Genomic DNA, 12,017 nt, shown 5'->3' with positions numbered 1-12,017 from the left:
CGGACAAGATAATCTAGGTTTTCATTTATCTGTGCTTACCAATATGGGGTTATTAACAGCAGTACGAAATACCAATTTATCACTGTGGATAGAAGCACTTGATCATGTAGTCAGAGAAAAACTAGCAAAAGTTAATGCTGAACCAGAAATAGCAGAAGCAATGTTAAATAGATTTAATCAGGCAATGTTAGACCTAGAGGCAGTGATAGATTATTTGCAAGAATAACGTACCTTTGGGATTTTCCGCTAAGAAAATATTGACAGTAGCAGATGGAACAACTTAGTTTATTTTCAGCCACCGAATACAAAAACTTAAACAATCAAAAACCAGTGATGGATGCTGAATTTTTACAGCAATGGAAATCACGGGTTTTGACTTATCAGCAGCGTATTAGAAACACTGAAGCACCACAGCAGGTAAGTTTGTTTGATCTTGCAGCATCTCATTGTGATCCTGAACGAATAGACCCATTTAAACTATATTTACAGTCAATGGCGTTTTATAGGATGCCCGATAATTATGGTCAAGCAGCCATATATTTTGTGATTGACTCTGATGCTGAAATATTGCTTTATATTGGGGAAACCAGCCAAAGTAACAAGCGGTGGAAAAATACCCACGACTGTAAAGAGTACATTGGTAGTTACCAAGAACTCAATCATCGCTATGAAATTAAAACGGCGGTTAATATCGGCTTTTGGTGGGATGCCCCAGTCGAAAGAAAACCCCGGCAAGCACTAGAACAAGCATTGATCCAAAAATGGAAATCTCCTTTTAACAAAGAAATGTGGGAACTGTGGGGACAACCGTTTAAATCTTGATCTTTTTGGGGGAAACTTTAGAGCGATAGCTACGCTTGCCGCCGGCATCGCATAGCTTTTGGTAAAAACTATTTAGATTCAGATGTAGGTAGAAAGTTGTTTAAAGTGGTTTGTAATTCTGTAAGGTTGCAAATAATGTCAGGGTTCATCTCTTTTTGTATAGCTTGCGCCCTGGCGTTAATACAAGTATTAATAATTTGAGAATAAGTTCTCATGTACTCGCGTTGTTTTTCACTATCTTGTCTGATTATCTCACGTTGTTTTTCACTATCTTGCCTGATTATCTCACGTTGTTTTTCACTATCTTGTCTGATTATCTCACGTTGTTTTTCACTATCTTGTCTAATTTTTTCCAGATCACGTTCATTAATACAAGGATTTGTGTTTAATGTAGTTACGATTTGAAAAATATCATTATTACCACTACTCAAGATATCTTGATTATTATTTTGTTGACGAGAATACCCACTAGAAATAGATAATCCACACTGACTACCACTGCTAAAAATAATATTTGATGTTTCAGCCAAGGCATTTTCAGAATATATAGTAATTACAGGTAGGAAGAATATCGAAACCTGTAATGTATAATGCCAATACCATTTGCTAGTCTTTATTTTAAAATTTATTTTTCTCAATGTTTTCATAATTAAGTGTGAAGATGATAATATTTAATTGAAGAACAAAAAATAAAACGCTATATGACTAATATCATTGACATCTTAAAACAGGCTACCGACGGATTGATGATGATGAGCGAGTCAGAATATCCTTTCAAAGTAATTTTCTGGGAAGAAAAAGAACCTTTAACAACTCAAAAAATCCTTCAATTAACAAATCATCCTCAAGAATCACCAATAGAAGAAGTTGAATTAGAATATTTCTTTAGAAATTGTGCTTTTGAGAAAGAATGGCACGATGAAATTCAAAAAGAAGAAGTTAAAAAATTTCAATTTCTTCTGGCAAGCCTTAACGATAACTTAAAAGAAATCAAGGTTTATAGAGTAGGTACAATCAGTATTGATGTTTATATCATTGGTAAAACTGTCAATGGAGATTTAGCAGGAGTTTCTACAACAGTTATTGAAACCTAATAATTTGTAAGCCTGTCCACAAATGTAGACAGGCTTTTTTATTTTTGGAACTATCGAGATTTACAAGGTATCAACTCGTGATTCAATCACGCTTTGAATGCTCGTTGAAACTTGTGATAGAAAATCGTAACCAGTCCTTGATTCGAGGCTATCTACAGAAACTCGGTAGTTTTTCCAGTTAGCATTTCTTACCCCTTGAGCATTCGGGATATCCACAGCTATAACTCTTGTGCTTGTGTTGACACCAGAAAGCCCAGTACCAGGTGTTACAACCACTATAATTTTCCATGTACGAGCAGGGACTGAAATTCTACCACTATCAATACTGGTTTTAAAACCAGCACTACCTGTACCTCCTGATCCATATCCACCAGATATGATGTACAGTTCTTTCCCTTGAGCTACTAGATCCCTTGTATAGCTTTCAAGTGAAGCCCAAACACCTTGATTGTTGTCAGGTGCTTGTGGGATCATATTGGTCATTAAGAAGGTACTAGAGTTGTCCGCAACCGTTTTAGTTCTATCTGCGCTAGGAGCCATGTGTCCTCTGTCAAAGCCAGATCCAGAATAACTTGTACCTGAAACACGATAGCAACCAGAAGGTAATGTGGTGTCACTACGGAAGTCGTCTTGTCTAAGTGTTGATCCTAACCAACTATTGTTTAGCTGCCATGATACCCAGTTTGGGCGACCTGCTGCACAATTATACCCAACCGCATACTGTGATTTATTTAATAATAAATTGTTTGTGCTAGTACCTGCATTACTGGGGTTGCCCATTGTTAAATGAACATTTCCACTACTGCCACTGCCGCCACTGGAAGTAGTATAATCAGTGATGGTGATGTCATCTATATTTAGTCTGTTAGCACTTCCATCAGTCTTACTGATTTGGCAACGAACTGTACCGGAAATGTTAGGTGTGAAAGTTGCTTCAGAAAGCGTTGTAGAACTGGTAGTGACTGTACCCCCTACAGTTAACCAACTACTACCGCTATTGGTTGAACACCGCAAATTCCATGTGCTGTTACCATCAGAACCGTATTTAGCGTGCTTAATAGTAATTGTGCCAGCACCAGTTCGATTGAACATCATGCTTACTGTGCCACTATTTGTGATGCGAACAGATTTACTACCGTTTTTCCGATCGCTGGAGGAAGTACCAATCAAGGCATCATTTAAGTTCCATGTTCCAGTGCCGAGAGAAACATCTGCTGCTGCATAGCTAGTTTTAGAGCCACTTTCAAAACTTTCAATAATTGTTGCCGCTTTTGCACTAAGTAGACTATTGAAAGTTCCTAGTAGAATTATCAATGCTCCCAACGAACTGTTCCGACAAATTTTCTGTGGATAAGTCAGTGTCATTTCTATAATTTCCTTTTGCTTTTTGAGTATTTATTAAGTTGTAGGCACTTTGCGATTTACTTAATTAATATTTCAAATGTTACAAAAATATCGTAATCTGTAAATGAATTTACGCAGGTTAAATTTTTGTTAGTATTAAGTTAAACTTTGTTGATATTGAAACTAGGGTTTTTAATCCTCTTGTGCCACTCTCCGAAAACATTTGCCATTTCTGAATCCTACAGCTTTTATCTACCAAGCGATCGCACTATGGAACTTGGGTAGTGGTAAAGGTGTAGTGGTAAAGGTGTAGTGATATGGTTATGAGATACCAAGAGTTTTAGTCCTAAAAATCACTACTTCTACACCACTATCGTTAAATGTATTGGAGAGTTGGTTTCAAGGCTGAAATTCAGCAATTTTTTTTAATTCTAAATATTCTGCTGGAAATTCTTCAAATAAAGGAACACCAATTTTTTCTGAAATATTTACAACTTTATAATATTTCTCAAGAGCTAAATCTAAACGTTTCAGCCTCAAATAAAGTACAGCAAAATCCTCATAAACTAATTGTTCACCATATGGTTTCTTCAAATCTTCAAAAATTTTAATAGCTTTTTTCAACACATCTTCGGCTTCCTCATACCGTTTGATTATTGTATAAATTCTTCCTATGTTACGATTATTCCATCCTTCACCGGCACGATTTCCTATCTCTTGAGCAATTTTTAATCCATCTTGGTTAGCTTTAATAGCTTCATCATAATTTCCCAAAGCAACGTAGATATGTCCTGTGTTAGTTAAAGTAATTCCTTCCCAATGGCGATCCTTGGTTTTGCGTGCGAGAGCTAAACTTTGTTGATAATAGTCGAGAGCTTTCTCAAATTCACATTTTTTAGTATAGACAAGACCTAGTTGTGATAAAACTTGTATTCTTAGTTTTTCATCATTAAGCTCAGATAGAATAGCTAAACTATGTTCATAGTACCTAATTGCTTGCTCATATTCAGTTTTTATACGAGAAATCGAAGCAAGTGTAAATAGTGCTTGAGCTTCTTCATATTTACAGTCATCAACTAAATGAGCATTATTTATAACTTTCTGACTGTATTCAATTGTCATCCTATACTCACTAATATTGAAGTAAGCAAGGGCAATTAAATTTAAGACTTTTATTTCTTCTTTAGTAGCCAAATTATTTAAAAGCTTAGAACACAATTTGATAATTTCATGGTAATACCCCCACATCCCTAAACTTGATTGTAGGTGATATTTTTCAGAAAATAAAATTTCATTAGCTGCTTCCCATTGTTCTATCTCACAAAAGTGATAAAAGGCTTCGATATAACCACGCACCTTTTCCAAGTTGTCTACATTTGAATCGGGTTTGTAGGCAGTCAACCATAGATTAGCGGCTTTACGTTCAGCAACTTCCCATGTAGGGCGGTCTGATATTAAATGATCGTAACCAACAGCACGGATCAAGTTGTGTATACGGATGAGAAATTGTCCTTGATGGATACCCTCACGTTCTATCAAGCCGCGATCTCCTAACATCTGATAGGCTTCTTGCTGTTGTATGGGAGAGCGATCCTCAATCATTGCAAGCCAAAAAGTTTCAGGAACAGGGCGGCGGTAAACAGAACTACGATAGAGAAGGTCGAGCGCATTTGTAGGCAACTTTCTGAGTGAGGTTTCAATTCGTTTGCGGACTTGTCTTTGTAATTCTTGGTTATAGAGTGCAGGATTCACCCGTTCTATTTCCAGTTCTCGTACAACTCTCTCAAATTCTTTGCTATAGCGTTGCCAATAGCTCTCCACATTTCCATTAAACGGATCTGTCAGAATCTCTTTTGCAATCACCTGTAAAACTAACGGATGTCCTTCGTAAATCTGTCCTATGCGATTTAAGATTAGCTGACTTGAAGCATCAATAGTGATGCCATTCTTGCTGAATAAATCTAAATGCTCATTATGCCGTGAATCTACAGATAGACCCCCCAACTTTTGTTCTTTCCAAAAATTGTATTCTTCAAACTCAGCCATTGCAGTTGGTAGTGCTTGAGATGTCAGAATCAAACGACTGAGGAATTCCGTTTCGGTTAAACAATGCTGAAGAAATCTTAGCCAGTAAGGATCAGAAAATTCGGTTGGCTGTTTAGGATTGAGTAAGTATTCGAGAGCATCTATTTGTATCCAATAGCGATGCAATTGGAGTTTGCGAACAAGTCGTTCCATTAAACGCTTAGGGTCGTTACGTTCCTGTGAATTAAGCTCTTTCTCTCCTAGTTTAACTAATAAATAATTTGCAGTTGTAGTAAAGTCTGGGCTTTGCTCCTCCAATTTCAGATTAATCCATTGAAATGATGGGTCGTTATCCCAAGCTTTGCTTGCTAAACATTGACCTAAAGTGGTTTTTCCAATCCCAGAAATGCCACTGATACACAGCAAGCGAATTTGCCCTTGCAAATCTGTAAGAAGCGTCTTAATGATCAACTTGCGCCCCACCCAATTTTGCGGCTTATAAACAGAAAGGGCAGGAGGAGTAGGAGACATTGACGATGTAAAATCAGCGATCACTTGCTGATTCTCAATTCCATCTGTCTTCTCTTGCCTTTGCTGCCATTCAATAAATTTATTGTCCCACAACCATCTAAAAGCTTGCTCCCAAGGACTTTTACCTTTCCTCTGTCTCCCTCGCTTCGATTTTTCAATCTGGCAGCCGTTGTTCTCTAATATTTGACAAATTTTTGTTAACTCATCTTGCAATTTTTGTGCCTTATATTCAATGTCTCTGTTCCACCAGCTAATCTCTTTTACCAATGAAGAATTGTCTTTATAGCGATTTGTTTTATCAAAACGATATAAAAACACAGTCAAGGTATCACCTCCGAAATTGAACTGTCTTGCCATTGCTTCTAAGAACTGGCGTTCATGTTCTGAGAGATTATGTGAGTAATTCATTTAATCGAACCTATAACCGATTTACTGCTTCTATATAATTCTATTTTTTACCAATTTTCTTTCTATTTAGCAATTCCTAAACTAAAAATCATCAAACAAATTGATAGGAGTTGCTAATGAATCGCCGACAGATAGTAAACCGCCGTCCGAATGGCAGAAGAAAATCTTTTCTTTGGAGAATCAGGCAGCTATGCCGATTTTGGCAGCCAATTGCAGTATTTGTATTTACTGTACTAGGTTTTATACTCAAATTCTGGCAACCAATTTTGCAAGCGATCGCACAGATAGTTGAGTGGGCATCCCATTTTTTGAATGATTGATACCCAAGAACGATGGTTTTATGCCGTCATATCTAACAGTCGTTTTGACCAAATCCCTGACAATTATTGTCAGGGGTTTATTTATTATCAGATCGCTCTCTCAAATTCCATAGATGATCGCCCTCATCATTAGTATAATCCCCCACTCAAAACAGACTCAACTGCTTTCCCACATCACCTTGAGGTTCAACAACCGAAAGTAACGCATCTCGTTTTTTAGCGATCAACTCCAAATAATACCCACTAGAATAGGTTTCTGAATTAGTCAATCCCTTAAATACCTGGTAGTCATTTTGACTTTGCTAATTTTCCCACACCTTTATAAACTCTTCCCATTCTTCCTCTGTCTCTGGTGCTTTATTTTTAGTTAGTCCCACGATGCGGGTTAATTTCCGTGCTTCCTGTTGAGTTTCACCCAGTTCAATTAATTGCAGTTCTAAATTAGGATCATAACCCTGTGCTGCTAATTGGGCATATTCCGTATCTGTCATATTGAGGTTATGTACCATGGTTTCCCCTAAGAATTTGGTGTAGGATTCAGTATCAAATCAATTCTGCTATTAGACTGCGCCAATGCTATGCTTTAACTGAAACCTTTGTTAGTGCATTTTCTAGGCGATTGGTAAATTCTGATGAACGATGACAGGTAATAATTAGTTGATCAATAGCCCTAGTCATTGCCACATACATTAACCGCGCCTCTTCTGCTAATTCTTGGTTTTCATTGGGCATATAACCAACACCAGGAATACACACTATGGGAAACTCTAAACCCTTACTTGAGTGCATCGTTATAAGTTTTATACTTTCTTTATCAGGGTTATAATTACGACTGTCATTGTTTTCATTAACCCACTCAATGGGAATTTGCATTTGTCGGAAGTCTTGGGATATGCGATCGCCCATAAAATAACTACGATAAATAATGGCGATATCGTTCCAGGGTGTACCACGTTCATATAGTTGTTGTACTCGTTGGGCTAGATAATCTACCTCATGTTTAAAACTGGGAAGTTTGATTAAATCTGGCATTGTTCCCTGACGGCCTGCACTGGTAGGTTGCACCAATACTACTTGATCATCATCCCCGGTGGTGGGTGTCATCACTTCCTTAGCAAATTCGTAGGCTACCCCCAAAACCTGTTCCGTATTGCGGTAATTGAGTTTCAAAATGGTGGTGCGTCCCTGTGCTTGGATACCAACACTCTTAAAACTAAATTTCTTAGAGCGTTTTTCACCGTAGAGATTTTGAGCATCGTCATACAGAACAAGTAAAGAATTAGTTTCAGGATTGACCATTTGGGCAATTAATTTAAGCCACTCTGCTTTAAAGTCGTGACCTTCATCTAGCATCACCGCCCCATAAGTGCCAGTAGGTATTGATTTAGCATCAACGGATTTAATTACTCGGTTTACCAGTTCTTCTATATAAACTTCACCTTGATATTCTTGAGGATCAGGTTTGGGAATGTTGTATTTCTTTAATAGATCCATACACCAGCCATGAAAATGTCGGACTTTGACACGACTGATTTTGTTGGGGTCTTGAATCATTTGCCGAAGTTTGGCAGCAAGGGAGACGTTAAAGCACAATATCAAAATGGGTTTATTGCTGAGTTTTGTAAGGTATTGACAACGATAACTTAAAATCATGGTTTTACCAGAACCAGCGACACCGTGAATTATCCGATGTCCGTCACCCAAACTGCGGGCTAATTGTTCCTGTTGTAAGTCCATAATCTTGATAACGTCCGGGATTTGCAACTTTGGTGATTCTTCGGTGTTACTATCTTGATCAAATAAAGATAATTGTTTACTAATCTGTAATTCAGGAAAAATATGCCAACGGATTCTATCTATTTGATGGCTGATGAGTGTCTTACCAAACTGATATGCTGATAAATTCCAAATTCTCTGTTGAAATTCCCCGGCATCTGTGCTTGGTAGCATTTCATCTTTGCATATAATTAAATGTTCCTCAAAAACTGCGGTGAGTTCGCTATTATTTAAGTCGTTTCTGGTGATGTTAGTTAGAACCACACCATAACCATAGGGAATAATTAATTTACCTTGATAATCTCCTTCTTGCTGCACCAGTGCGGGGTCTTTTTCTAGCATTTTGTTGACTGCTAGGGTGTAATCTCTGGCCTGTTGTAATGGGTGCTTGACTTCCTTGATTCCATTATCAGCAATTATGGTAAATGTGGAAGGATTAACAGTTTGAATGGTGTCCTGTTTCCAATCTTTGACTTCGAGAATAAATAAACCCCGACTGGGATGTAAAACAATGAAATCCGGGTGTAATTGCTTTTTACCAATTGGTACGTCATACCATAGCAGGTAATCATCATCTAGTTTTTCCTCCATGCGCTGCGCTAACCTCCTCTCGCCGGGGGTCATTCTCATTGAACAGCTATTAAATGAGGGAATCAGTGTGGCCATAACTATTTGGGGGTTTTTCTAAGAATTTTGGCGTGTTTTGGGAATTGCGATTGGTTACAGTATTGCGAAGGCGATGCCTGCGGCGTACCTCTTTGAGGAAGCAAGCTACGCGGTAGCGTCTCGTAGAGAGCGTAGCTATCGCTTTTATTATTGTTTCCTTCAAGAACGGAATGCAATACAACACCTAAAACTGTATTTGCTGAATTAATGGCATGGGTGTTACCTCTGATTTATGATTGTTGTTGAATAGTGATGAGCGATGTCTACGGACAGCAAAGCGATCGCGTTAGTTGATTTTAGGTATTGCTGATGTTAGTAATTCTGGTTTCCGTCAAAAATTGAGTGAAAAAACGTTGCAAAGTGCAGTACCGAAAGCGATCGCCTAAATATCCCCAAAATTAGGCTTAATAAAGTGCTACTGTACACCTACCGTTCTTCCTCCAGAACCAAAAATAATCTGACTTTCAGGCGTTTTGGGTTCCCAACCCACATCAAAACCCGCTTTCCAGGCAATTTCTCTAACTTGACGAAAAGTAGCAAAACTGTCGGGTCTGACCAAAAATGCCAAATAATCGTTCTGAGGTACAAGTTGAGATAAAGTCTTTCTATATTCAGAATCAACTTGACTTACCTCTGTAGCTGATTCTCCACTATTAACTGACTTAGGGTTATATTGCCACGAACCAGTATCTAAATCAACTAATTCAACTTCATAATTTTCTGTTTCTACACGAAAATCTTTTAACTGTTGTAATTGGTTTTCTACACAATTTTTATAATTCCTTAATTCATCAATATAACTATCAATAAATTCTGAAATATAACTAGGTTTAACACAAGTAGGTAAATTGCCAAAGAAATCTTTAATTTGTTGATTAGCTGATTTAGTATCCAAATAAATAACTCGATTACCACTAATTTCAAAAAAGTTTGGTTGTTTATCGGTTTCCTTTGCTAATGGAGTCCTGACTATTGTACTCGATTGCACAGCCACTAAAGTAATAAACAGACTAATAAACATTAAGACTCCAACAGTATTAGTTAAAATGTCTAAGAAAGAATCTAAATTTTGTTGAGGACGTTGAGATGTAAAATAACGTTTTCTTTTCATATTTATACCAATGTTATCTTCAGATATTTTCTTGAATTTTCAATTTCCATCCTTCGTCAATAGGTTCGTAACCAATATCAATTCCTTCAGATTCAATTAATGCTCTGATTATTTTAAAAACTTCTATTCCATCAGGGCGAATTGCTACGATTAGATATTGTTTATCCCGATTATTTTTCACTTCTTCTAATAAGGTTTGTAATGAAGAATAAGAACTATTGAGTTCATTTAATGCTACAAATTTCTCACTAGGATAGATAATAATACCATCATTACGGCATTCAATATAACGGGGTTGTTTACTCTGATTTTGTCCATTTTCAGTTTTAGCGACAATAGTAATTTGTCTTTGATTACTAAATGTTTGCGCCATTAATACAATAATCAGTAAAATTAGTACACCTATGGTACAAGCCAAAACTGATAAAAATGGGAACAGTTCAATTTCAGTGACAGAACGCTTAGTGATTCTTCTTGGCATAAATTTATAAATGCTTTTATTCAGATTCAACTAATGTAATCCGCCGGGGTTTATGCAAGTTTTCCAAAACAGGTTTTAATAATGCTAGATTGGTACGCACTTCTCCTAATACCTGTTCTAATTGTGCTGTTTTTTCTAATGTCTGTAAACTCCGTTCTAAACTATGCTGAAATTCGACAATTCTCGCTACCTGAACAGCGCAATTTTCCAAAGCTGCAATCCGACTATCTAAAGCTGTAGCTGCTTTTTGGAGTCCTTCAGAAATTTGTTCTGTATGTTCTGTGAAATTATGATTAACGCTTTGGTAATTATCTTGAATTGCCTGACTAATTTGTTGAATCTCTTGAATAATTTCTTGACTAGATTTTTCTTGTTGGGCTAATGTATCAACAAAAATTTCTCTATCCTTAACAGCCATTTGATTTATATAACTCATCTGCTGTATTAATTTGTTGGTTGTCCCTTGGATTTTTCCTACCTCAGTTAAAAACCCCTGAGCCAAAGCACCTGCGGCTTGTTTAGCATATTCCTGGGCAGGTTGAATCAATGCTTCTGGTGAAGGAAGATGTTTCTTAAATGCCTGGGATATAGCATCATCAACTAAGGCTTTATTTAAGTTCTCAGTTTCTTTGAGTAGGAAGTGGAATTAATGGAAACCCGGCGATCAAGCGCTGCTATTCCGTGGCCTTCGACAAGAGCAACGCTTCTTTAATAGGAAGTGGAATTAATGGAAACTAGCAAGGGCGCGACGGTTGTCTTCGCGGAGCTTAAAACGCTTCTTTAATAGGAAGTGGAATTAATGGAAACCTTTCCGGGTGCCGAGCGCCTTTTCGTTCGCCACAACAACGCTTCTTTAATAGGAAGTGGAATTAATGGAAACCTGATGCGCAGGTTCTGTTCCTCGACCAGGCTGCGCGGCAAACGCTTCTTTAATAGGAAGTGGAATTAATGGAAACTCTGTTCGTGCCGGCGATCCTGCTGTTGCCATTCCTGAACGCTTCTTTAATAGGAAGTGGAATTAATGGAAACGCCAATCAGGATCAAGGCCAGCGTTAGAAAAGCTTTAAAACGCTTCTTTAATAGGAAGTGGAATTAATGGAAACATTAACTTGATGCTTGATAGTGACTTACGGGAAATTGTAGAACGCTTCTTTAATAGGAAGTGGAATTAATGGAAACACTAATGATATTGATTGGGATGCTGTCGGTAGCCAAGAACGCTTCTTTAATAGGAAGTGGAATTAATGGAAACATTAGACAAGCAGCTAATCAACGGAAGCAGGAAGTTAACGCTTCTTTAATAGGAAGTGGAATTAATGGAAACTTTATCAGCACGGCAACCGATAAAGAAATAACTATTGAAAACGCTTCTTTAATAGGAAGTGGAATTAATGGAAACTGTAAGTGTCGGGGGGAGGAGTCGAACCGTCCTTAGACCC

General features: G+C 37.4%; 13 protein-coding genes and 1 CRISPR repeat array. Of the genes, 4 read left to right on the top strand and 9 right to left on the bottom strand.

Annotated elements, in window-relative coordinates:
• The coding region (locus tag VB711_RS25620) for a hypothetical protein (protein WP_323289256.1) at positions 1–226 on the top strand (226 nt) is incomplete at its 5' end.
• A gap of 44 nt (positions 227–270) precedes the next feature.
• Positions 271–822 carry a GIY-YIG nuclease family protein gene (locus tag VB711_RS25615; protein WP_323289255.1) on the top strand — a complete coding sequence of 184 codons (552 nt, stop codon included), beginning with the start codon at positions 271–273 and terminating at the stop codon, positions 820–822.
• Between the two features lie 68 nt (positions 823–890).
• Here the strand turns inward: VB711_RS25615 and VB711_RS25610 are convergent, their stop codons facing one another.
• Positions 891–1,469 (bottom strand): hypothetical protein, encoded by a 579-nt coding sequence (locus VB711_RS25610; RefSeq protein WP_323289254.1) that lies wholly within the window; start codon positions 1,467–1,469, stop codon positions 891–893.
• A 54-nt stretch (positions 1,470–1,523) separates the two neighbouring features.
• On the opposite strand from VB711_RS25610, the gene VB711_RS25605 reads away from it, so the two are divergent.
• On the top strand, positions 1,524–1,916 hold the full coding sequence (locus tag VB711_RS25605) for a nuclease A inhibitor family protein (protein ID WP_323289253.1): 393 nt from the start codon (positions 1,524–1,526) through the stop codon (positions 1,914–1,916).
• A 60-nt stretch (positions 1,917–1,976) separates the two neighbouring features.
• Here the strand turns inward: VB711_RS25605 and VB711_RS25600 are convergent, their stop codons facing one another.
• Complete coding sequence (locus VB711_RS25600) at positions 1,977–3,281, bottom strand: DNA/RNA non-specific endonuclease (protein ID WP_323289252.1); 1,305 nt, start codon at positions 3,279–3,281, stop codon at positions 1,977–1,979.
• A 378-nt stretch (positions 3,282–3,659) separates the two neighbouring features.
• Positions 3,660–6,224 (bottom strand): tetratricopeptide repeat protein, encoded by a 2,565-nt coding sequence (locus tag VB711_RS25595; protein ID WP_323289251.1) that lies wholly within the window; start codon positions 6,222–6,224, stop codon positions 3,660–3,662.
• A gap of 116 nt (positions 6,225–6,340) precedes the next feature.
• Here VB711_RS25595 and VB711_RS25590 point away from each other — a divergent pair, with 116 nt between their 5' ends.
• The gene (locus VB711_RS25590) at positions 6,341–6,544 is read left to right on the top strand and encodes a hypothetical protein (protein WP_323289250.1); all 204 of its coding nucleotides are present in this window, start codon (positions 6,341–6,343) and stop codon (positions 6,542–6,544) included.
• 146 nt (positions 6,545–6,690) lie between these two features.
• On the opposite strand, the gene VB711_RS25585 is transcribed toward VB711_RS25590, so the two are convergent.
• The 6 genes from VB711_RS25585 to VB711_RS25560 form a co-directional block, all read right to left on the bottom strand.
• On the bottom strand, positions 6,691–6,813 hold the full coding sequence (locus VB711_RS25585; protein ID WP_323289249.1) for a hypothetical protein: 123 nt from the start codon (positions 6,811–6,813) through the stop codon (positions 6,691–6,693).
• A 33-nt stretch (positions 6,814–6,846) separates the two neighbouring features.
• On the bottom strand, positions 6,847–7,053 hold the full coding sequence (locus VB711_RS25580; protein WP_323289248.1) for a hypothetical protein: 207 nt from the start codon (positions 7,051–7,053) through the stop codon (positions 6,847–6,849).
• A 67-nt stretch (positions 7,054–7,120) separates the two neighbouring features.
• The gene (locus tag VB711_RS25575; protein WP_323289257.1) at positions 7,121–8,944 is read right to left on the bottom strand and encodes a DEAD/DEAH box helicase; all 1,824 of its coding nucleotides are present in this window, start codon (positions 8,942–8,944) and stop codon (positions 7,121–7,123) included.
• Between the two features lie 457 nt (positions 8,945–9,401).
• A complete protein-coding gene (locus VB711_RS25570; protein WP_323289247.1) occupies positions 9,402–10,097 on the bottom strand; it encodes a hypothetical protein in 696 nt (231 codons plus the stop codon).
• Positions 10,098–10,116: 19 nt separating this feature from the next.
• Positions 10,117–10,578, bottom strand: coding sequence for a hypothetical protein (locus tag VB711_RS25565; RefSeq protein ID WP_323289246.1), 462 nt, complete (start codon positions 10,576–10,578; stop codon positions 10,117–10,119).
• A 16-nt stretch (positions 10,579–10,594) separates the two neighbouring features.
• Entirely contained in the window at positions 10,595–11,125 is a 531-nt protein-coding gene (locus VB711_RS25560) for a hypothetical protein (protein ID WP_323289245.1), read from the bottom strand.
• A gap of 152 nt (positions 11,126–11,277) precedes the next feature.
• A CRISPR array of direct repeats spans positions 11,278–11,977; the repeat unit is 36 nt; unit sequence AACGCTTCTTTAATAGGAAGTGGAATTAATGGAAAC.
• Positions 11,978–12,017: the final 40 nt, after the last annotated feature.

The organism is Cronbergia sp. UHCC 0137 (assembly GCF_034932285.1).
In the GTDB taxonomy this organism is placed as follows: domain Bacteria; phylum Cyanobacteriota; class Cyanobacteriia; order Cyanobacteriales; family Nostocaceae; genus Cronbergia.
This window is presented reverse-complemented; position numbering and strand designations above follow the sequence as displayed.